The following is a 19,808-nucleotide window of genomic DNA, read 5'->3' as shown; positions in this document are numbered from 1 at the left end:
TTGGTACCTCAACGGCTGGTAATTACGCCATGGCGCCTTCGGCGAGCACAATCACGCTATTGCGCAGCACCTCCACCACGCCGCCTTCGATGCGGATGGCTTCGCGGCCGGCCGGGCCGGTCAGTGTCACCTGGCCGGCTTTGAGGGCGGCAATCAGCGGGGCGTGATTGTTCAGCACTTCAAACAAGCCATCCGCACCCGGAAACTGGGCCGACGTCACTTCGCCTTCGAAAACCTTGCGGTCGGGGGTGATGATTTCTAAATGCATGTTTATTTGTCAGTTGTTCGTTGTCAGTTGTTAGGCTTCAGCAGCTCGTTGCCGTTGTTAGAATGAGCTAACAACCGACAACGAGCAACTGACAACTAAAACTACTTGGCTTCGGCAATCAGGCGCTCGCCCTTGGCCACGGCATCCTCAATGGTGCCCACCAGGTTGAAAGCCGCCTCGGGCAGGTGGTCGTACTTGCCGTCGATGATTTCGTTGAAGCCTTTGATGGTGTCTTTGATGTCAACCAGCACGCCGGCCAGGCCGGTGAACTGCTCGGCCACGAAGAAGGGTTGCGACAGGAAGCGCTGCACGCGCCGGGCGCGGTTCACCACCTGCTTGTCTTCCTCGGAGAGTTCGTCCATGCCCAGGATGGCGATGATGTCCTGCAGTTCCTTGTAGCGCTGCAGAATCTCCTTCACGCGCTGGGCGGTGTTGTAGTGCTCGTTGCCGATTACGTCGGCCGACAGGATGCGCGAGGTCGAGTCCAGCGGGTCCACAGCCGGGTAGATGCCCAGCTCGGCAATTTTGCGGCTCAGTACCGTGGTGGCGTCCAAGTGGGCAAAGGTGTTGGCCGGGGCCGGGTCGGTCAAGTCATCGGCAGGCACGTACACGGCCTGCACCGAAGTGATGGAACCGCGCTTGGTGGAGGTGATGCGCTCCTGCATGGCACCCATTTCAGTGGCCAGCGTGGGCTGGTAGCCTACAGCCGAAGGCATACGGCCCAGCAGAGCCGATACTTCCGAACCCGCCTGCGTGAAGCGGAAAATGTTGTCGATGAAGAACAGGATGTCGCGGCCGGCACCGGTGCCGTCGCCGTCGCGGAAGCTCTCGGCAATGGTCAGACCCGACAGGGCCACGCGGGCGCGGGCTCCGGGGGGCTCGTTCATCTGGCCGAACACCAGGGTAGCCTGCGACTTCAGCAGTTCGTTCTGGTCCACCTTGCTCAGGTCCCAGCCGCCCTCTTCCATCGAGTGCTTGAAGGCCTCGCCGTAGAGAATGATGTTCGATTCGATGAATTCGCGCAGCAAGTCGTTGCCTTCGCGGGTACGCTCGCCCACGCCGGCAAACACCGACAGGCCTTCGTAGGCCTTGGCCACGTTGTTCACCAGCTCCATGATGAGCACGGTCTTGCCCACGCCGGCGCCGCCGAACAGGCCAATCTTACCGCCCTTCACATAAGGGGCCAGCAAGTCGATAACCTTGATGCCGGTGTAGAGGATTTCCGACGACGTAGCGAGGTCCTCGAACGCCGGGGGCAGGCGGTGAATGGGCAGCGCGCCGTCCGATTTCGGCTGGGGAATGCCGTCGATGGCCTGGCCGATAACGTTGAACAGGCGGCCTTTCACGGCGTCGCCGGTCGGCATCGACATCGGGGCGCCCAGGTCGCGCACTTCGGCGCCGCGGGTCAGGCCTTCGGTCGAGTCCATGGCAATGGTCCGCACCCGGTCCTCGCCCAAGTGCTGCTGGCATTCCAGAATTACCACTTGGCCGTTGTCTTTCGTGACTTCGAGGGCGTCGAGGATATTGGGCAGCTTCGTGTTTTCACCCGTGAAGCTCACGTCCACAACAGGCCCGATAACCTGGGTGATTTTGCCGGTATTGGCCATTTGGTTGTATTTATGATGAAGTTATGCAGTTTTTCAGGCCGCAAAATTACGGCAGAAGCGCGGCTTTTCCAACCCCACCGCCCAGGAAGCTGCGCCCGTGGGCCCACGCCTACAGCCGGGCTGGACAAGTGAAAATCAGGCAATCATGAGTTTTTAGGGGCATTCAGCGGGCCGCTGCTGATTTTTTCTTCAGATTTTTTTTGCTCTAACCCTTGCCCGAAATTTTTCCAGTAGTACATTTGCACTCCCAAACGGCACGTAGCCGGCTGGGAAATTGTCCGATGGTGTAACCGGCAACACGCTTGATTTTGATTCAAGAAAGTCCAGGTTCGAGCCCTGGTCGGACAACGACACCGCTCGCATAGCAACTGAAAGGCGCTGGCTTCTCCCCTGTCGGAGAGGCCGGCGCCTTTCTCTTTTTCCCTCAGGCTGCCGGCGGCGCCCTCGCTGCCCGCTGCCTTTCGCGCATCATCCCCCCTCTCAGCACCTTCCCCTATGAAACAGGTCAAAATATTCGCCGGCAGTGCTTCCCAGGTCCTGGCCGAAAATATTGCTGCCGCTTACGGCACCACCCTCGGCGACCTCACCCTGCAGCGCTTCGCCGACACCGAGATGGGTCCCAGCTTCAACGAGAGCGTGCGGGGCTGCGAAGTGTTCCTGGTACAAAGCACGCCCCCGCCCGCCGAGCACCTCATGGAGCTCATGCTGATGGTAGACGCTGCCAAGCGCGCTTCGGCCCACAAAGTCAACATCCTGATGCCGTACATGGGCTACGCCCGGCAAGACCGCAAAGACAAGCCCCGCGTAAGCATCGGCGCCAAGGTGGTGGCCAACATCATCCAGAGCGTGGGCACCGACCGCCTGATGACCTGCGACCTGCACGCCGGCCAGATTCAGGGCTTCTTCGACATCCCGGTAGACCACCTCGACGGGGCCACCGTCACGGCGCCCTACATCAAGTCGCTCAACCTCGAAAACCTGATTTTCGCCTCGCCCGACGTGGGCGGCGTGGTGCGCACCCGGGCCTTCGCCAAGAAATTTGGGGCTGAAATTGTGGTCTGTGACAAGATGCGTCTGCGCGCCAACGAAATCGCCTCGATGCAGGTGATTGGCGACGTGAAGGGCATGGACGTGGTGTTCGTCGACGACATGGTGGACACGGCCGGCACCATCTGCAAAGCCGCCGAGCTGGTGATGGAGCGCGGCGCCAAATCGGTGCGCGCCGTGGTGACGCACCCGCTGCTGAGCGGCCCGGCCCACGACCGCATCCGCAACAGCGTGCTCACCGAGCTGATTACGACCGACACCATTCCGTTGCGCCAGGAAAACGACAAGATTCATGTCATCACGCTGGCCCCGCTGTTTGCCGCCGCCATCCGCAACGTGGTGACGCACGAGAGCATCAGCTCGCTGTTTGTGTAAACAATTGCTTTTCAAAAAGCCAAAAGGCCGCTCAACCAGTAGTTGAGCGGCCTTTTGCATGCATTCTGCAACGCTACGGGTTCACTGTTGCCTTCGGCAGCACTTCCACGTCGAGGTAGCTCTCGCCGAATACGCTGTGGGTGGCCTTCACGTAGTCGCTTTCGTTGGCCTTGTAGGGGTTCTCCACGAAGGTTTGCGGGTTGCGGGCAATGAACGGAAACCATGTGCTCTGCACCTGCACCATGATGCGGTGGCCCTTCTTGAAGGTGTGCAGCACGTCCTGCAACCGGAAATCGACGTCTGTTTTTTGGTTGGGCACCATGGCTTCGGGCTTCTCGAAGCTGTGGCGGAAGCGGGCGGGCATCACCTCGGAGCGCACCATTTGCTGGTAGTTGCTCAGGATGATGCTTTTGTTGGGCATGTAGTCGTGGTTGGGCTCGTCGGGCGGGTACACGTCGATGAGCTTCACCACCCAATCGGCGTCGGTGCCGGAAGTGGCCACCTTGAGCTTGGCCATGATTTCGCCGCCCAGCGTCACGTCGTCGGTCAGCACGTCGGTTTGGTACACCAGCACGTCGGGGCGGCGACCGGCGAAGCGCTGGTCCTCGCTCATGTAGTTGAAGGGCGTGAAGCCCATGGTGGTGCTCAGGTCTTCGGTGTAGGGCACGGGCTTCAGCGGGTCGCTCACGAAGGTTTGGGTGCCGGGCGTGGCGGCGGGCTCGCGCTCGAGCTTGCCGCTGGCGCTCAGGTACAGCTTCTGGTGGGTGGCGGCGGGCGTGGGCCACTGCGCGAAGGTTTCCCACTGCTTCTTGCCGGTGTCGAAGAGGTAGGCTTCGGGCAGGCCGGTGTTTTTATCGCCCGAGCCCTTCAGGAAGTGGGCAAAGAATTTGGCCTCGATGTTGCGCTGGTAGAAGGTGGCGATGCTGTCGCCGAAATACACGTTGCTGTGCAGGGTATGGCCGGTTTCGCGCGACCAGCGGCCGTGGCCGAAGGGGCCCATCACTAGGGTGTTGTAGGTGCCGGGGCTTTTCTTCTCGATGGTTTTGTAGATGGTGAGCGGGCCGCGCAGGTCTTCGGCGTCGAACCAGCCGCCCACGGTCATCACGGCGGGCTTGATGCCGGCGGTGTAGTGCGCCGGCAGCGCACGTTTCTGCCAGAACTCGTCGTAGTTGGGGTGGTTGACGGTTTCCTGCCAGAAGAAATTGTTGGCGTAGTACTTATCGGCGTTCTTGAGCGGGCCGAGGTCCAGCAGAAACTGGTAGCCGTCTCGGGTGCCCGCCTTTATCATTTGGGCATCGTACCACGATTTGCTGGTCGTGTCCTGCTTCTGCACCCCAAACACCGGGTAGGTGTAGATGTAGGACTCCAGGAACGCGCCGTTGTGGTGAAAATCATCGAAGAAAAAGTCCGAAACCGGGGCCTGGGGCGACGACGCCTTCAGGGCCGGGTGGTTGGACAGAATGCCCGAAGCCGTGTAGAAACCGGGGTACGAGATGCCCCACTGCCCTACCCGGCCGTTGTTGTGGGCCACCTTTTTCACCAGCCAGTCCACCGTGTCGTAAGTATCGGTGGTTTCGTCCACGTCCTTTTTGCTCTTTTTTTTATCGAGCACGGGCGTCATGTTGGTCCAGGTGCCCTGGCTTTTCCAGCGGCCGCGCACGTCCTGGTAAGCGAAGATGTAGCCCTCCTTCATCATGGTTTCGGAGGGGCCGAGGCGCGCCGGGTACTTGCCGGGGCCGTAGGGCGCCACGCTGTAGCAGGTGCGCTGCATCATGATGGGGTATTTCTTACCGGCCGCGGCATCCTTGGGCGTATAAATGGCCGTGAACAGCTTCACGCCGTCGCGCATGGTCACGTACACTTCCTGTTTGGTGTAGTGGTCCTGCGCATAGGCACTGGCCGGCGGCACGGGCGTTTGGGCCAGCAGGGGCGTTGCGCTGAGCAGGCAGGCGCCAAGAAAGAAGCAGTTGGTCATGAGTTGGGAATAAGAATGAGGATGAATGGGCGGGGCCCAGGGCACCGGCCCTCCCGCTGCCCCTGCCGGCGCGCTGCCGGGCACAATGTGGCGGCGGGGCTAGCAAATCTAGCAGATGCTCCTTACCTTTGCGGCCCGTTTTGGACTGATTTTCAGTTCAACCCGGCTTTCCTCATTTTTTAACGAACCACTTTTATGAAAAGCCTCGAGATTGTAGGGTTTAAAAGAGCGAATCTCGGTAAAACGGACGCCAAGGCATTGCGCCTCGACGCCCAAGTACCGTGCGTGTTGTATGGCGGCAAAGACACCGTGCACTTCTCCGTGCCCGCTATCCTGTTCCGCGAGTTGTTGTACACGCCGGAGGCTCACATCGTGGACCTGAACGTGGAAGGCACCCTGTACCGCGCCATCGTGCAGGACGCCCAGTTCCACCCCGTGAACGAAATGCTCCTCCACGTTGACTTCCTCGAGCTGGAAGACGGCAAAGAGGTGAAAATGGACATCCCCGTGAAGTACGTGGGCGTGTCGCCGGGCGTGCTGGCCGGCGGCAAGCTGGTGAGCAAGCTGCGCAAAGTGAAAGTGCGCGCTACCGCCGACAACCTCCCCGACTACGTGGAAGTGAACATCAGCAGCCTCGAGCTCGGCAAGTCCATCAAAGTGGGCGCCGTGGAGCCTAAGAACTACACCATCCTGACCAACGCCGCTGCTCCGATTGCGACCATCGCCATCCCGCGTGCGCTGAAAGGCGAAATGGCTGCCAACAAGTAATTCTGCACCACGGGTTCGATAGGTTTTTTGGCTTGTCGAATTTCGCGGACGAATTAGTGCATACTCAAAAAGCCGCTCCAATTTTGGGGCGGCTTTTTAGTTGCGGTGCCCGGTGCACTGCCTCATTGTTTGAATTAACGTTATGAAGTTTTTGGTTCTCTGCTTGGGCAACATCGGCCCCGAATACGCCGACACGCGCCACAACATCGGTTTTATGGTGGCTGATTTCCTGGCGGCCAAATTCGATGCGCCCCGCTTCGAAATCGGTCGCCACGCCTTCACCACCGAAATCAAGCACAAGGGCCACACTTACACCCTGGTGAAGCCCACCACCTACATGAACCTGAGCGGCAAAGCCGCGGCGCACTGGCTGGCCACGCTGAAAATTCCCGTCGAAAACATGGTGGTCGTGACCGATGACTTGGCCCTCCCTTTCGGCAAGCTGCGCCTGAAAGGCCAGGGCTCGGCCGGCGGCCACAACGGCCTGAAAGACATTCAGGCCACATTGGGCACCGATGTCTACGCCCGCCTGCGTTTCGGCGTCGACGCTAATTTTCCGAAAGGCCGGCAGGTTGATTATGTATTGAACCCGTTTTCAGCCGATGAATTAATCGAGTTGCCGACCCGCATCGAGAAAGCCGCCGATGCCGTGCTGGCATTCGGCTCCATGGGCCTGGAGCGCGCCATGAACGTGGTGAATGTGAAGTAGCAAATTCGCCTTGTAAAAACATTCGCTTTGTAAAAAAGAAAGGCCGACCGCAGTACTGCGGTCGGCCTTTCTTTTTGTAACGTGTTTCTTACGCTACCCCGCTGCCGTTGCGCACGGGCGTGCCGGGCTGCATCAGGGCGAGGGTACCGTCGGCATTTTCGGCCATCAGCAGCATGCCCTGGCTTTTGATGCCTTTGATTTCGCGTGGGGCCAGGTTGAGCAATACTTGTACTTGCTGGCCCACCAGCGCCTCGGGAATAAAATATTCGGCGATGCCGCTCACGATGGTGCGCTGCTCCAGGCCCACGTCGACGGTGAGCTTCAGCAGCTTTTTGGTTTTAGCTACTTTCTCGGCGGCCACGATGGTGCCCACGCGCAAATCCATCGCGCCAAAATCATCGAAAGTCACATCCGATTTAGCGGGCGTGACGGGCGTGTTGGCCAACTGATTTTCCTTTTTGGTATCCAGCAGTTTTTGCACCTGATTCTCCACCACAGCGTCTTCAATTTTGGCGAACAGCAAGGCTGCTTCGCGCAATTGATGACCGGCTTTCAACGCATCACGGCGGCCGGCGCTGGCCCAGTTACCCAACTCGAAATCAAGCATATCAACCAGCTTCTGCGCCGATTCGGGCAGGAAGGGCTCCAGCACCGGGGCCAGGGCCGCAGCAATTTGCAGCGCCACGTGCAGCACCGTGCCCGTGCGCGCCGCATCGGTTTTAATCAGGTGCCAGGGCTGCGTTTCGGCCAGGTATTTATTACCCAGACGCGCCAGGTTCAATACCTCCGCCAAGGCGTCGCGGAAACGGTAATTTTCAATCAACTCCCCGATTTTGGCGGGAAATTCGGCCAACTGCCCGAATGCCTCCTCGTCGATGGGTTGCAGCTCGCCTAATTCCGGCACTTTGCCTTCAAAGAATTTGTGCGTGAGCACGGCGGCACGATTCACAAAATTGCCGAGCGTGGCCACCAATTCGTTGTTATTCCGCGCCTGAAAATCTTTCCAGGTAAAATCGTTGTCTTTCGTTTCGGGCGCGTTGGCGCACAGCACGTAGCGCAACACGTCGGCCTGGCCGGGGAAGTCGGCCAGATACTCGTGCAGCCACACCGCCCAGTTGCGCGAGGTGCTGATTTTGTCGCCTTCCAGGTTCAGAAATTCATTGGCGGGCACATTGTCCGGCAGGATGTAATCGCCGTGCGCTTTCAGCATTACCGGAAAAATAATGCAGTGGAAAACGATGTTATCCTTGCCAATGAAATGCACCAGTTTGGAATCCTTGTCTTTCCAATAGGTCTCCCACTCATTGGGGAATGCTTCCTTAGTAGCCGAGATGTAGCCAATGGGCGCATCAAACCATACATACAGCACTTTACCTTCGGCGCCGGGCACCGGCACGGGCACGCCCCAATCCAAATCGCGCGTCACGGCGCGGGGGTGCAGCCCTTGGTCAATCCAGGATTTGCACTGGCCGTACACGTTGGTTTTCCAGTCGTTTTTGTGGCCGTCAATTATCCATTCGCGCAGCCAGGACTCGTACTGGTCGAGGGGCAAAAACCAGTGCTTGGTGTCGCGCAACACGGGGTGCGCGCCGCTGAGCATGCTGCGCGGATTAATTAATTCCGTCGGGCTGAGCGAGGTGCCGCAACGCTCGCACTGGTCGCCGTAGGCGTTTTCGTTGCCGCAATTGGGGCAGGTGCCCACGATGTAGCGGTCGGCCAGAAATTGTTGGGCGGCCTCGTCGAAATACTGCTGCGTAGTTTGCTCGATGAATTTGCCTTCGCGGTTGAGCTTGGTAAAAAAACCGCTCGAAACTTCGGCGTGCGTGGCCGACGACGTGCGCGAATACACGTCGAACGACACGTTGAATTCCTTGAACGAATCGCGAATTAGGGCGTGGTATTTATCCACCACTTGCTGGGGCGTCACGCCTTCTTTTTGGGCGCGAATGGTGATGGGCACGCCGTGTTCGTCGGAGCCGCAAATGAATTTCACGTCGCGTCCCGCCGAGCGCAGGTAGCGCACATAAATATCGGCCGGTAAATAAACGCCGGCCAGGTGGCCAATGTGCACCGGGCCATTGGCATAAGGCAACGCAGCCGTGACGGTGTAGCGTTTAGGAAGTGAAGACATACGTAAACTGAAAAATAAAGCAACTCAATGAATTTGCAGTTAAAACGCCCGCAAACAATTGGCGCAAAAAGAAAGAAACATTAAAAACTGCTGATTTTAAATCAACTTAAAACCAACGAAACCGTTTGACAAGCAATTCATTTTACATTTGACCGCGTCGTGTACACATCGACGCACAATTAAGCGCTTCTCCTCTGCCTTTCTTTACCTTCATCAACCATTTTTTCACATGAAAAAACCTGCTTCTCCGACTCAAACGGAAAAACGCGCGAAACGCACGCCGGAAGAAAAAGCGGCCCGCAAATCGGCAAAAAATGCCGGACGCGCAAAGTCCGAACTGGACGATGACCGGGCCGGCCGCAAGGCCAGCCAGAAAAAATCGCTCAAATCGGCCGCCAAGCAATTGCAGAAAGAGTTGAACAACCGCATGAGTGAGGTGGTGACTCGCATCCGCAAAGAAACGAAAGCTAAGCTGAAGGAAGTAGTGAAGGAAGCCACGCGCCGCCTCGACGTGGATACGGAACGCATGTTTGAAGAAGCCCTGCACACCATTGTGCGGCACTATGATTCGGTGGCTGGCACCGGCGGCAACGCGGGCACTGCCAACGGCGCGGCGGCCAACGACGGCAAGAACCGCAGTAAAAAAAGCCAAACCCTGAACAAGGACGGCTCTCCGCGCAAGCCCCGCGCCACGCGCCCCGACGGCGGCACTGCCGGCGACGCCGATACTGCCCCGGCGGCTCCCACTGCCACTGCGCGCGGCCGCAAGCCAGCGGCCGCCACCGGTGCCCGCCGCGGCCCCAAGCCGCGCGCGCAGGCCAGCGCCGCGCCGGAAGCCAACGGCGTGATGAACTCGGCCGACAGCCCCAGCACTGGCGAAGTCAGCGCGTAGCACGGCTGAAAGTTCAGCAAACAAAAGCCCGCTTCTGGTACCAGAAGCGGGCTTTTGTGTATGGGCGCCGGGGCTACGGGCGGCGCACCGTGTCGAGCGGTGCGGGGTAGTTGAGGCGCTGGATGCGGGTTTCGGGCGAGGTGGTGTTGGCGTCGTTGGTATTTACGCTTTCGATACGCTTCTGGCGGTTGATGTCGGCGGCCTGCTCGCCGAGGCGCACACGGTTGGGCGTGGCGTCGGGCACGGCCGAGCTGGTGCCCGCCCCGTTGCCATTGTAGATGGCGCGGCGGTCGGCGTCGGAATTCACCTGCGTAGGAGCAGCGGTTTCGGCCGTTTGCTCGGTAGCCGTGCAGCTCGCCAGAGCCACCGCTAGGCTGGCGGCCGCACCCAGGCGCAGGCCCATCATTTTACAGTTCAACATGGCCAGCGCCGGTATAGCGCAGCCAGGGGCGGCTGCAGGCTTCAAACGCAGCGCCGGGCCGGCTGGTTCGGAAGTGGCCCTACGCCAGCGCAGGGCGGGTTTTTCCTAGCTTCACGCCGTCCCAGAGGGCCATGCGCGCTTCCAGACAGCGCACCACCACCTGCTGGGCCTCCAGCCAGCGCTCGGGGTCGTCGGCGCACAGCTCGCGCACCATTTGCCGGGCCAGCGGGGCGTGCACGTCCTCGTCGAGCTCGATGTGGCGGTTGAGGTAGTAGGTGAACGTGTCGAGCTGGCCGGGAAAACGGGTGCTCAGGTCGTCCACCAATTGGCGGAACATGTCCGGAATCAAGTCTTCGCGGCCGAAGGTGAAGGCCGCGGCCACCGCGTGGGGCCGGCCCACGCGAATGATGTTGAACGTAGTGAGCACAAATTCGCGCACCGACTCTGGGACGCGCGCCGCTTCCAGGGCCCGCTCCACGGTATCGCCGGCCGCTACGGCGGCCACCAGGCGGCGAATGGGGCCCGTGTCGGCGCCACACTCATCCATGGCGCGCACGTAGAGCTCAAAATGGCTGGTGGCATGGCCCGCCGGGTCCACGTCAGACTCTTCTTCGAGCACAATCTCATTGATGAGGCGCCGCATGGCAGAGTTGGCGGTGGGCACCCAGGGCACCTGCACGCAGGTCAGGCCGCCCTGCAAGGCCTTAAGCAGCGACATAAAGTCCCACACCGCAAACACGTGGTGCTCCATGAAGCGCCGCAAGTCGGCCATGGACTGAATGCTCCGGTAGAGGCTGTTATTGAGCAGCAGGCGGCGCGTAGGCGCAATTTCCTGCTGTAGAAATTCGATGGGGTCAGAGGTAGCTTCCATAGCAAGAGAAGAATAATTGTAATTTTTCTCAGAGAGACATTCTTGCAACAGCATGCCCACGAGGGTGAGCTGTCTATTCATCAACGAAAAAGGCCCTGCGAGTGGTTCTCGCAGGGCCGGCACTTTGTGAATTTTCCTAGAATATTGCAGTCAAGTCTACTTTTTCTTCTCAAAAACCAGAGCATTGCCGTCCATGCAGTAGCGCTGGCCGGTGGGCTTGGGGCCGTCGTCGAACACGTGGCCGAGGTGGCCGCCGCACTTGGCGCACACAATTTCGTCGCGGCTCATGCCGAAGGTGTTGTCGGAAGCCACTTTCACGCTATTGTCGGTGGCCGGGGCGTAGAAGCTGGGCCAGCCGGTGCCCGACTCAAACTTGGTATCGGAGGTAAAAAGCAGGTTGTGGTCGGCGGCGCAGTAGTAGCTGCCGGCGGCGTGGTTGTCGTGGTATTTGCCGGTAAAGGCGCGCTCGGTGCCCTTTTCGCGCAGGATGTAGTACTGGTCGGGCGTGAGCAATTTTTTCCACTCGGCCTCGGTGTGCCGCACCGGAAATTCGTTGGGCTTGCCGGTCACGGGCTTGGGCTGAAAGTAGGTTTTGCCGGCCGCCGCGCGAGCCGGCGCGGGCGTGTTGGCGGCCACGTCGGCGCGCTTCTGCGAGCAGGCGGTGTCGAGCGTGAACAGGGAAACGAGCAGGAGCAACAAGGAAAAGCGCATGAGCAGGAATGGGCTGGGGTGAGGGGAAGTCAACATACGGCACGGCGCCGGGGTTCGGACTGCGGGATAGACGAAAACCAGGCGGGAACCTTACGGTAAGGCTAAGCCATTTAAGGCGACGCGCTTGGCAATGCGGCCGGCGGCCGATGCGGGCCGGTTGTTAAACATTGATTACCACAAGGCTTTGCGCCATTTTTTCCGTACCTTTGCACCCGCAAAACCAACCCATATGGCCCAGAATATCCGGAACATTGCCATCATCGCTCACGTTGACCACGGCAAGACCACCCTGGTGGATAAGATTATCCACGCATCTAAAATTTTCGACGCCCACCAGCAGTTCGACGACCTCATCCTCGACAACAACGACCTGGAGCGCGAGCGCGGCATCACCATCGTTTCGAAGAACGTGTCGGTGCGCTATAAAGACGTTAAAATCAACATCATCGACACCCCTGGTCACGCCGACTTCGGCGGCGAGGTAGAGCGTGTGTTGAAGCTGGCCGACGGCGTACTGCTGCTCGTGGACGCCTTCGAAGGCGCCATGCCGCAGACGCGTTTCGTGCTGGGCAAAGCCATCGATTTGGGCCTGAAGCCCATTGTGGTGGTGAACAAAGTGGACAAGGAAAACTGCCGCCCCGACGAAGTGCACGAGCAGGTGTTCGACCTGATGTTCAACCTCGGCGCCTCGGAAGACCAGCTTGATTTCGTGACCCTGTACGGCTCGTCGAAGCAGGGCTGGATGAGCACCGACTGGAAAGTAAAAACCGACAACATCACCCCGCTGCTCGACGCGGTGCTGGCCTCGATTCCGCCGGCGCCGACCCTGGAAGGCACGCCCCAGATGCAGATTACCTCGCTCGACTACTCGTCGTTCGTGGGGCGTATCGCCATCGGCCGCGTGCACCGCGGCACCCTGCGCGAGGGCGCCAACATGAGCCTGATGAAGGCCGACGGCAGCATCAAGAAGGTAAAAATTCGCGAGCTGCACGTGTTTGAAGGCCTGGGCCGCAACAAGGTGAGCGAAGTGAACAGCGGCGAAATCTGCGCCGTTTCGGGCATCGAAGGCTTCGACATTGGCGACACCCTCGCCGACTTCGAAAATCCGGAGGCCCTGGAGCGCATCAGCATCGACGAGCCGACGATGAACATGCTCTTCACCATCAACAACTCGCCGTTCTTCGGCAAAGAGGGCAAGTTTGTGACCTCGCGCCACCTGCGCGACCGTCTGTTCAAGGAAACCGAGAAAAACCTGGCGCTGCGCGTGCAGGTGACGGACAAGGAAGACACCTTCCTCGTGTTCGGCCGCGGCATTCTGCACTTGTCGGTGCTCATCGAAACGATGCGCCGCGAGGGCTACGAGCTGCAAGTGGGCCAGCCGCAGGTAATCTTCAAGGAAGATGACAACGGCAAGCGCCTGGAGCCGGTGGAATTGCTGGTGGTGGACGTGCCCGAGGAAACCGCCGGCAAGGTGATTGAGCTGGTGAGCATGCGCAAAGGCGAAATGACCATCATGGAGCCCAAAGGCGACCTGCAGCACCTGGAGTTCACCATTCCGTCGCGCGGCCTCATCGGCCTGCGCAACAACGTGCTGACCGCCACCGGCGGCGAGGCCATCATGAACCACCGCTTCGTGGATTATGAGGAGTACAAAGGCCCCATCCCCGGCCGCATCGCGGGCTCGCTGATTTCGCTGGAAACCGGCCCCGGCACCGCCTACACCATCGACAAGATGCAGGACCGCGGCTCGTTCTTCGTGGACCCGGGCGAGGAAGTGTACGCCGGCCAGGTAATTGGCGAGCACACCCGCCCCAACGACCTGACCATCAACATTCAGAAGGGCAAGAAGCTGACCAACATGCGGGCTTCGGGCTCCGACGACAACGCCAAGATTGTGCCCAAGCGCCAGTTTTCGCTGGAAGAAGCCATGGAATACATCCAGAAGGATGAGTACCTGGAAGTGACGCCGAAGTCGATTCGCATGCGCAAGATTCTGCTCGACGAAAACGAGCGCCTGCGCTACGCTAAGACGGCTGAATAATTGCTCTCCCGCAATTGCACCAGAAAAGGGCGCGGCTTCGGTCGCGCCCTTTTTCTTTACCCCCGTTTAGCTTTTGAAGCAACTCCCCGTTATGAACCAAGAGACCTTACAGCACTTCGTGCAACTCTTCACCCTCGATGACGCCGCCGCTACCCAGCGGGTGAGCGCCCGACTGGCGCTCGTGCTGCAAAACCCGGCCGCCTACCACGCCCAGTTTGCGGAAGAATTGGCTGAGCGCGGCATCGTGGTGGCGCTGCCCGAGCCGGAACTGCGCGCCGTGGCGTTGATTGACGCCTTGCTGGCCGAAGAACTTGTGTGGGAAAGCGACTGGCAGGACCCCGCCGCCGACTTGGTGTACGGCCTGAACGAAACCCTGACGCAGCAGCGCCGGGCCATGCGGGTGAGCGAACCGGCGCCGGGCCGAACCGCGGTGACCGGCCCCGACGCGCTGGACATCCTGCAGGACCTGCTGGAGCCTCTGGGGCTGGCGCTGGTGCTGCTGACGCTGGATGCCGACTCTTATGCCCTGACCGTGGTGGCCGATGCGCAGGCCGAGGAGACCCGCCAGCTGGCAAGGGAGCTGGGGGTTGATGTGACGGTTTATTAACCCCTCTCCCCTACCCGCGCTGGCGGATGGCCTCGAACGTGAGCACGGCCGTGGCCACGCTCACGTTGAGCGAGTCGATGCGGCCCATCATGGGGATGATGACGGTTTCGTCGCAGGCGGTGCGCAGTTGCGGGGTCAGGCCATCGGCTTCGGTACCCATAACGAGGGCCGTGGGGCCGCGAAAGTCGTATTGGGTGTAGGGCTTGGCTTCCGGCGCCAGGGCGGCGGCGTGGGTGCGGATGCCTTTCTCTTTCAGGAAAGCCAGGATATCGGCCACGGGCGCGGCCACGGTGGGCACCGTGAACACGCAGCCAATGCTGGCCCGGATGACGTTGGGGTTGAACAAGTCGGTGCGCGGGTCGCCGATGAGCACGGCGTCGACGGGGGCGGCGTCGGCGGTGCGGAGGATGGCGCCAAGGTTGCCGGGCTTCTCCACAGCTTCGAGCACGATGACGAGCGGGTTGGCGGGCAGGCGCAGGTCGGCGAGGGTGCGGGCGGGCGTTTTCAGCACGGCCAGCAGGCCGTCGGAGCCTTCGCGGTAGGCTACTTTTTCAAATACCGGTCGGGTCACCTCAAACCACTCGGGGGCGTCCCGCTTGCCCGAAAACAGTTTTTGCAGGTCACCCAAGCCCGTTTCACCGGCCAGCTCGGGGCAGGTGTAGATGGTGGCCACGGCCACGCCGGCCTCTACGGCGATGGTCAATTCGCGCAGGCCTTCCACCAGGGTGAGGCCCAGGGCGCGGCGTTCGGCCGATTTCTGCTGCAGCTTGAGCAGCTGCTTGATGCGGGGATTCTGGGGGCTGCTGAGGCGGTCGGACGGGGCAAAAGGCATGGGCGCAAAGATACCCGGCCGCGCGCCGGCCCCAACCTTCGCGGCAGCGCGGGCGTAGGGGCGCCCAGAACCTTCGCTGCCAATGAAATCGAAAATTGACCCCAAAATCATCATCGGCCTGGCCCTGGCCGTGGGCGTGCTGCTGCTCACGGCCGCGGCCTCGTTCTGGAGCATTCGGGGCCTGAAAGTGCAAACCGAGCGCGTGGAACACACCTACCAGGTGCTGCAGGAAGCCGAAACCATCACGGCCGTGCTCAAGGACGCGCAAGCCGGCACCCGCGGCTACCTGCTCACGGGCGACACGGCCTACCTGCGCCCCTACAGCATTGCGACGGGCGAGCTGCCCACGGCCCTGGAGCGGGTGCGGGCCCTCACCGTCGACAACTCGGAGCAGCGCGCCCGCCTCGACTCGCTGCAGGCGCTGGTGGAGCAGGAATTTCACATCCTGCGGCCGCTTACTGAAATCAAGAAGTCCATGAGCCAGTCGGCCATGCAAACCTTGCTCGACACCGACCGCCAGACTTTGCGCCAGGTGCGCTCGCTGTACGCCCGCATCAAGGGCAGCGAACTGGCCTTGCTGGCCCAGCGCAGCGAGCTGCAGGACATTTTTGAAACGGCCACGCCCATCGTGGTGCTGGTGTCGGCGGTGCTGGCAGTGCTGATTGTGGTGTGGCTGGTGTTGAAAATCGTGCGCGAGCTGGCCGACAACCGCCGACTGCAAGGCGAACTGGCCGCCATCAACGCCGAAGTGGCCCGGCGCATTGCCCAGATTCGGGTGCTGGCCGAGCAGGTGGTGCAGGGCGACTACACCGTCAAAATCACCGATTCGGCCGAGGACAACCTTGGCGGCCTAGCGGCGTCGCTCAACCGCATGACCCAGACCCTAGACGAAAGCTTCAGCGCCCTGGAAAAGCGCAACCAGGAGCTCGACCAGTTCGCCTACGTGGCCTCGCACGATTTGAAAGCGCCGCTGCGGGGCGTGACCACCATCGTGAAGTGGATAGAGGACGAGCTGGCGGCCGAACTGTCGCCCCAGCTCCGCACCTACCTCGACCAAATGAAAGGGCGCCTCAGCCGCCTGGAAGACCTGATAAACGGCCTGCTGGCCTACGCCCGCGTGGGCCGCGTGGCGCAACCCCCGGCCCCCGTCGACGTGGCCGAGCTGCTACAGGAAGTAGCCGAGCTGGTGGTGCCGCCCGATTTCACGCTGCGCGTGGGGCCCGACATGCCCACGCTGGTGACCGACCGGCTGGGCCTGCAGCAGGTGTTCACCAACCTGCTCTCGAACGCCGTGAAATACCACCACCGCGGGGCCGGGCGGCTGGAAGTGACTTGCCACGACATTGGCCGCTGCTACGAGTTTCGGGTGCAAGACGACGGGCCGGGCATTGCGCCGGAATATCACCAGAAAATTTTCCTGCTGTTTCAGACCCTGCGCGACCGGCACACGGCCGAAAGCACCGGCATCGGACTGAGCATTGTGCGCAAAATCATCGACGAGCACAAGGGCACTATCCGGGTCGAATCGGCGCCGGGCCAGGGGGCCGGGTTTATTTTTACCTGGCCGAAGTAAATTCCTGAGCGCGGGAACCCCTGGAGCCCGATTGTGCTTGTGCAGGTCCGGCGTTGCGTGGCCGGTTCCCCTTCTATTTTTTGTAGCGTATGCGTTCTGTTTTACTCGTCGAAGACGACATTTTTGATACCATGACGGCGGAGAAGTCCTTCGCCAAATTCAACGTGCCGCACCGGCTGCACACGGCCTTCAACGGCGAAGAAGCCCTCGACCTGCTGCTGGGCCGCAACGGCAGCGAGGCCCTGCGCCCGCTGCCCGAAGTCATTTTGCTCGACCTGAACATGCCGCGCATGAACGGCATCGAGTTCCTGACCGAGCTGCGCGCCAACCCCGAGTTTCAGCACATTCCGGTGTTCATCACCACCACCTCGAGCATGGACGTGGACCGCGTGAACACCGAAAGCTTGGGCATCAGCGGCTACATTCTCAAGCCGCTGGACTTTGAAACCGGCACCGACCTGTCCGACAGTTTGAGCCTGCTGGAGAAGCTGTTGAACTAGGCTGGCGGGCAGCGGGCCATTCACGCAAACTTCACGGCCGGCAGACGGAATTTGTGGCGGCCCGTGAGAGTTTGCGCAGGGGCACGGGTTGTGCGCGGCCGGCCCGTGGGTTCTGTTGGCACATATTTGCCGGGCGTTGCTACCTTGTTCGGTCTCGTGGCCATTAGCGCTGTTCATCTTATGAGAATTCCCGTTTTTTACCTCGCTCTGCTTGGGACGCTGCTGGCAGCACCGGCCGCCCGCGCCCAAGACGACGGCCCGCGCCAGCTGGGCGCGCCGCCTTCCCTGCCCGCTCCGGCCAAGCCCCGCGTGGCCCCGGCCCCGCGCCAGCTCGAAAGCGTGCCCGTGGCCCCGCCCGATACCACCCGCCGCGCCACCGTGACGGCCCCGCTGCCCGCGCCCATGCCCGCACCGGTGTACGCGCCCACGCCGGCCGGCCAGCTGCCCGGCACCAACACGCGCCCGCCCCGCTTCCAGGTGGGCCTGAAGAACGGCTTGGTGTACAGCGCCAACGATGTAGAAACCAAGACGCCGCTGTTTGGCCGCTCCTACCTGCTGCTGGACGGGCAGCGCAAGTTTGAGCTGGCCGAGGTCGGGTTTTACGAAGACGAAACCGGGCACTACGTGCGCACCAACCTGCCGGGCTCGTCGCGCGAGACGACCCTGCGGCGCGAGAAAACCGGCCGCATCAGCCTGTATTCCATCACCACTACGCAGTACAACTCGGGGCCGGGCGGCTTTGGCTACCCCGGCTACGGCTACGGCGGCTATGGCTATGGCGGTTTCGGGGGCTACCCTTACGGCGGCTACCGCACCGTGAAAACCGAGTATTTCTCGAAAGACAACGGCCCCATTCAAAACCTGACCAGCCGCAACCTGATGCTGGCCACCACCGACAACGCCGGGGCCCAGCAGCTGCTGGCCGATGCCCAGCGCTACCAGCGGGCCACCGTGGGCGCCTACGTGGTGGGCGGCGGCCTGCTCATCTACGGCTTGGTGCAGTCGGTGCGCCCCACCGACGCCGGGCGCAGCATTTCGCCGCTGGTGTACGCGGCCATTCCGGTGCTCATCGTACCCATTGTGCTGCAAAGCAAGCAGGCCAACAACCAGCGCCAGGCCATTGCGCTGTATAACGCGGGGCGCTAAAGAGAATAAGCCATACGGCGGAGGCCCACAGAACCGGCTTAGCCGTGCTTCTGTGGGCCTCCGTCATGTTGTGTTGTATTGGTCGCATAACCCCAACCCACATAGCACGCGTAGGCAGCAGATGAAAACCGCTTCCACGGCCGACGCTCTGACTACCGATTTTACTGCCCGCCAAGCCAAGGCCTTGCTGGTGCACGAACGGCTCTGCGCCGAGTACGGCGCCCCGTTTCGCTTTTTCAGCACCAAAGACCCGCTGAGCGAGCTGGTGAGCGCGCTGCTCTCACACCGCACTAAAAACGCCGACTCGCACCGCGCCTACCAGGAGCTGCGAGCTACGTTCCCGACCTGGGAGGCCGTGCGCGACGCGCCCACCGAGGCAGTGCAACACGCCATCCGGGCCTGCACCTGGCCCGAGCAGAAAGCGCCCCGCATCCAGGCCGTGCTGCGCGAAATCAGCCAGCGCTGCGGCACCGATGCGCCCTGCTCGCTGGATTTTCTGGCCGACATGCCCATCCCGGAGGCCCGGGCTTGGCTGGAAAGCATCAGCGGCGTGGGGCCGAAAACCAGCGCCGCTACCCTTCTCTTCAGCTCGCTGCGCATCCCGGCCATGCCCGTCGACAGCCACCACCACCGCGTGGCCCAGCGCCTGGGCCTGATTGGGCCTAAGGTGGGCGAAGGCCCGGCCCACAAGCTGCTGGAGGCGCTGCTGCCGCCCGGCTGGGACGCCCAGCAGGTGTACGACCACCACGAAGCGCTCATGTTTCATGGGCAGAAGTGCTGCTATTTCAGCGGGCCGGCCTGCGGCCGCTGCGTGGTGCTCGACCAGTGCCCGTTTGGCCAGGCGCGGGTTGGGGGATAGTGGTGAGGTGGTAAGTAAAAAAGAACGTCATACTGAGCGCAGCCGAAGCATCTCGCGTGCAGCAGTAAACCAATTTCATTGAGTTACTACCACACGCGAGATGCTTCGACTGCGCTCAGCATGACGTTCTTTATTTCGTTAAACCATTACCCCGCCAACTCGCCAACCCATGATTCTGCACCTGCGCGCCAAGCCCAATGCCCGGCAAAACCAGCTGCTGCGCGCCGCTGATGGCAGCCTGACCGTGCGCCTGCAAGCGCCGCCCCAGGAAGGCCAGGCCAACGCGGTATTGCTGGCGTTTCTGGCCGCCACGTTTGGCGTGCCTAAAAGCCGCGTGACGCTGCTGAGCGGCCACACGGCCCCGTTTAAGAAAGTGGAAATTGAAGGTATGAGCGAGGAAGAAGCGGAACGGGTGCTGGCGCAGCTGCCCGCCTGAGGACTTGGGAAGGTGTGGCAGCCGGCGGCCGGTGCTAAC

At 61.3% G+C, this 19,808-nt stretch carries 19 protein-coding genes and 1 tRNA gene; 12 read left to right on the top strand and 8 right to left on the bottom strand.

What is annotated here, in order from left to right:
- Positions 1-22 precede the first annotated feature (22 nt).
- Positions 23-268, bottom strand: a complete 246-nt coding sequence (gene atpC, locus IC234_RS06075) for an ATP synthase F1 subunit epsilon (RefSeq protein WP_190922960.1) — start codon at positions 266-268, stop codon at positions 23-25.
- Positions 269-369: 101 nt separating this feature from the next.
- On the bottom strand, positions 370-1,875 hold the full coding sequence (gene atpD, locus IC234_RS06070) for a F0F1 ATP synthase subunit beta (protein WP_190922959.1): 1,506 nt from the start codon (positions 1,873-1,875) through the stop codon (positions 370-372).
- Between the two features lie 275 nt (positions 1,876-2,150).
- Here atpD and IC234_RS06065 point away from each other — a divergent pair.
- Both IC234_RS06065 and IC234_RS06060 read left to right on the top strand, forming a co-directional pair.
- Positions 2,151-2,223: transfer RNA gene (locus IC234_RS06065), tRNA-Gln, on the top strand.
- A gap of 147 nt (positions 2,224-2,370) precedes the next feature.
- The gene (locus IC234_RS06060; protein ID WP_190922958.1) at positions 2,371-3,297 is read left to right on the top strand and encodes a ribose-phosphate pyrophosphokinase; all 927 of its coding nucleotides are present in this window, start codon (positions 2,371-2,373) and stop codon (positions 3,295-3,297) included.
- A 73-nt stretch (positions 3,298-3,370) separates the two neighbouring features.
- On the opposite strand, the gene IC234_RS06055 is transcribed toward IC234_RS06060, so the two are convergent.
- On the bottom strand, positions 3,371-5,272 hold the full coding sequence (locus IC234_RS06055; RefSeq protein ID WP_190922957.1) for a CocE/NonD family hydrolase: 1,902 nt from the start codon (positions 5,270-5,272) through the stop codon (positions 3,371-3,373).
- Between the two features lie 195 nt (positions 5,273-5,467).
- Between IC234_RS06055 and IC234_RS06050 the strand changes: the two genes are divergently transcribed.
- Both IC234_RS06050 and pth read left to right on the top strand, forming a co-directional pair.
- Positions 5,468-6,040: a 50S ribosomal protein L25/general stress protein Ctc gene (locus tag IC234_RS06050; protein WP_190922956.1), complete on the top strand. Its 573-nt coding sequence runs from the start codon at positions 5,468-5,470 to the stop codon at positions 6,038-6,040.
- 142 nt (positions 6,041-6,182) lie between these two features.
- Positions 6,183-6,749 carry an aminoacyl-tRNA hydrolase gene (gene pth, locus IC234_RS06045; protein ID WP_190922955.1) on the top strand — a complete coding sequence of 189 codons (567 nt, stop codon included), beginning with the start codon at positions 6,183-6,185 and terminating at the stop codon, positions 6,747-6,749.
- Between the two features lie 88 nt (positions 6,750-6,837).
- On the opposite strand, the gene metG is transcribed toward pth, so the two are convergent.
- The gene (gene metG, locus IC234_RS06040; protein WP_190922954.1) at positions 6,838-8,880 is read right to left on the bottom strand and encodes a methionine--tRNA ligase; all 2,043 of its coding nucleotides are present in this window, start codon (positions 8,878-8,880) and stop codon (positions 6,838-6,840) included.
- Between the two features lie 229 nt (positions 8,881-9,109).
- On the opposite strand from metG, the gene IC234_RS06035 reads away from it, so the two are divergent.
- Positions 9,110-9,772 carry a hypothetical protein gene (locus tag IC234_RS06035; RefSeq protein ID WP_190922953.1) on the top strand — a complete coding sequence of 221 codons (663 nt, stop codon included), beginning with the start codon at positions 9,110-9,112 and terminating at the stop codon, positions 9,770-9,772.
- A gap of 73 nt (positions 9,773-9,845) precedes the next feature.
- Here the strand turns inward: IC234_RS06035 and IC234_RS06030 are convergent, their stop codons facing one another.
- The 3 genes from IC234_RS06030 to msrB form a co-directional block, all read right to left on the bottom strand.
- Positions 9,846-10,193 carry a hypothetical protein gene (locus IC234_RS06030; protein ID WP_190922952.1) on the bottom strand — a complete coding sequence of 116 codons (348 nt, stop codon included), beginning with the start codon at positions 10,191-10,193 and terminating at the stop codon, positions 9,846-9,848.
- A gap of 79 nt (positions 10,194-10,272) precedes the next feature.
- On the bottom strand, positions 10,273-11,064 hold the full coding sequence (locus IC234_RS06025; RefSeq protein WP_190922951.1) for a DUF3050 domain-containing protein: 792 nt from the start codon (positions 11,062-11,064) through the stop codon (positions 10,273-10,275).
- 156 nt (positions 11,065-11,220) lie between these two features.
- Positions 11,221-11,775 carry a peptide-methionine (R)-S-oxide reductase MsrB gene (msrB, locus tag IC234_RS06020; protein WP_190922950.1) on the bottom strand — a complete coding sequence of 185 codons (555 nt, stop codon included), beginning with the start codon at positions 11,773-11,775 and terminating at the stop codon, positions 11,221-11,223.
- A 229-nt stretch (positions 11,776-12,004) separates the two neighbouring features.
- Between msrB and typA the strand changes: the two genes are divergently transcribed.
- Both typA and IC234_RS06010 read left to right on the top strand, forming a co-directional pair.
- Positions 12,005-13,816 carry a translational GTPase TypA gene (gene typA / locus IC234_RS06015; RefSeq protein WP_190922949.1) on the top strand — a complete coding sequence of 604 codons (1,812 nt, stop codon included), beginning with the start codon at positions 12,005-12,007 and terminating at the stop codon, positions 13,814-13,816.
- Positions 13,817-13,907: 91 nt separating this feature from the next.
- Positions 13,908-14,423: a DUF6630 family protein gene (locus IC234_RS06010; protein ID WP_190922948.1), complete on the top strand. Its 516-nt coding sequence runs from the start codon at positions 13,908-13,910 to the stop codon at positions 14,421-14,423.
- A gap of 10 nt (positions 14,424-14,433) precedes the next feature.
- On the opposite strand, the gene IC234_RS06005 is transcribed toward IC234_RS06010, so the two are convergent.
- Positions 14,434-15,255, bottom strand: coding sequence for a TrmH family RNA methyltransferase (locus IC234_RS06005; RefSeq protein WP_190922947.1), 822 nt, complete (start codon positions 15,253-15,255; stop codon positions 14,434-14,436).
- A gap of 82 nt (positions 15,256-15,337) precedes the next feature.
- Here IC234_RS06005 and IC234_RS06000 point away from each other — a divergent pair, with 82 nt between their 5' ends.
- From IC234_RS06000 to IC234_RS05980, 5 genes are all read left to right on the top strand, one after another.
- Positions 15,338-16,828, top strand: coding sequence for a sensor histidine kinase (locus IC234_RS06000; protein ID WP_190922946.1), 1,491 nt, complete (start codon positions 15,338-15,340; stop codon positions 16,826-16,828).
- 89 nt (positions 16,829-16,917) lie between these two features.
- Complete coding sequence (locus tag IC234_RS05995; RefSeq protein ID WP_190922945.1) at positions 16,918-17,328, top strand: response regulator; 411 nt, start codon at positions 16,918-16,920, stop codon at positions 17,326-17,328.
- A 180-nt stretch (positions 17,329-17,508) separates the two neighbouring features.
- Positions 17,509-18,474, top strand: a complete 966-nt coding sequence (locus IC234_RS05990; RefSeq protein WP_190922944.1) for a hypothetical protein — start codon at positions 17,509-17,511, stop codon at positions 18,472-18,474.
- 121 nt (positions 18,475-18,595) lie between these two features.
- Positions 18,596-19,333 carry an endonuclease III domain-containing protein gene (locus tag IC234_RS05985; RefSeq protein ID WP_190922943.1) on the top strand — a complete coding sequence of 246 codons (738 nt, stop codon included), beginning with the start codon at positions 18,596-18,598 and terminating at the stop codon, positions 19,331-19,333.
- A gap of 169 nt (positions 19,334-19,502) precedes the next feature.
- Positions 19,503-19,769, top strand: coding sequence for a DUF167 domain-containing protein (locus IC234_RS05980; RefSeq protein ID WP_190922942.1), 267 nt, complete (start codon positions 19,503-19,505; stop codon positions 19,767-19,769).
- The last annotated feature ends 39 nt before the right edge of the window (positions 19,770-19,808 follow it).

It is taken from the genome of Hymenobacter armeniacus, from assembly GCF_014699055.1.
Taxonomy (GTDB): Bacteria; Bacteroidota; Bacteroidia; order Cytophagales; family Hymenobacteraceae; genus Hymenobacter; species Hymenobacter armeniacus.
This window is presented reverse-complemented; position numbering and strand designations above follow the sequence as displayed.

Excerpts from the sequence above, each read along its gene's own strand:
- metG (WP_190922954.1), bottom strand. The coding sequence starts at position 8,880 with ATGTCTTCACTTCCTAAACGCTACACCGTCACGGCTGCGTTGCCTTAT.
- IC234_RS06055 (WP_190922957.1), bottom strand. The coding sequence starts at position 5,272 with ATGACCAACTGCTTCTTTCTTGGCGCCTGCCTGCTCAGCGCAACGCCC.
- msrB (WP_190922950.1), bottom strand. The coding sequence starts at position 11,775 with ATGCGCTTTTCCTTGTTGCTCCTGCTCGTTTCCCTGTTCACGCTCGAC.
- typA (WP_190922949.1), top strand. The coding sequence starts at position 12,005 with ATGGCCCAGAATATCCGGAACATTGCCATCATCGCTCACGTTGACCAC.
- IC234_RS05990 (WP_190922944.1), top strand. The coding sequence starts at position 17,509 with ATGAGAATTCCCGTTTTTTACCTCGCTCTGCTTGGGACGCTGCTGGCA.
- IC234_RS05980 (WP_190922942.1), top strand. The coding sequence starts at position 19,503 with ATGATTCTGCACCTGCGCGCCAAGCCCAATGCCCGGCAAAACCAGCTG.
- IC234_RS06030 (WP_190922952.1), bottom strand. The coding sequence starts at position 10,193 with ATGTTGAACTGTAAAATGATGGGCCTGCGCCTGGGTGCGGCCGCCAGC.
- atpD (WP_190922959.1), bottom strand. The coding sequence starts at position 1,875 with ATGGCCAATACCGGCAAAATCACCCAGGTTATCGGGCCTGTTGTGGAC.
- IC234_RS05995 (WP_190922945.1), top strand. The coding sequence starts at position 16,918 with ATGCGTTCTGTTTTACTCGTCGAAGACGACATTTTTGATACCATGACG.
- pth (WP_190922955.1), top strand. The coding sequence starts at position 6,183 with ATGAAGTTTTTGGTTCTCTGCTTGGGCAACATCGGCCCCGAATACGCC.
- IC234_RS06000 (WP_190922946.1), top strand. The coding sequence starts at position 15,338 with ATGAAATCGAAAATTGACCCCAAAATCATCATCGGCCTGGCCCTGGCC.
- IC234_RS06005 (WP_190922947.1), bottom strand. The coding sequence starts at position 15,255 with ATGCCTTTTGCCCCGTCCGACCGCCTCAGCAGCCCCCAGAATCCCCGC.
- IC234_RS06025 (WP_190922951.1), bottom strand. The coding sequence starts at position 11,064 with ATGGAAGCTACCTCTGACCCCATCGAATTTCTACAGCAGGAAATTGCG.
- IC234_RS06035 (WP_190922953.1), top strand. The coding sequence starts at position 9,110 with ATGAAAAAACCTGCTTCTCCGACTCAAACGGAAAAACGCGCGAAACGC.
- IC234_RS05985 (WP_190922943.1), top strand. The coding sequence starts at position 18,596 with ATGAAAACCGCTTCCACGGCCGACGCTCTGACTACCGATTTTACTGCC.
- atpC (WP_190922960.1), bottom strand. The coding sequence starts at position 268 with ATGCATTTAGAAATCATCACCCCCGACCGCAAGGTTTTCGAAGGCGAA.
- IC234_RS06060 (WP_190922958.1), top strand. The coding sequence starts at position 2,371 with ATGAAACAGGTCAAAATATTCGCCGGCAGTGCTTCCCAGGTCCTGGCC.
- IC234_RS06010 (WP_190922948.1), top strand. The coding sequence starts at position 13,908 with ATGAACCAAGAGACCTTACAGCACTTCGTGCAACTCTTCACCCTCGAT.
- IC234_RS06050 (WP_190922956.1), top strand. The coding sequence starts at position 5,468 with ATGAAAAGCCTCGAGATTGTAGGGTTTAAAAGAGCGAATCTCGGTAAA.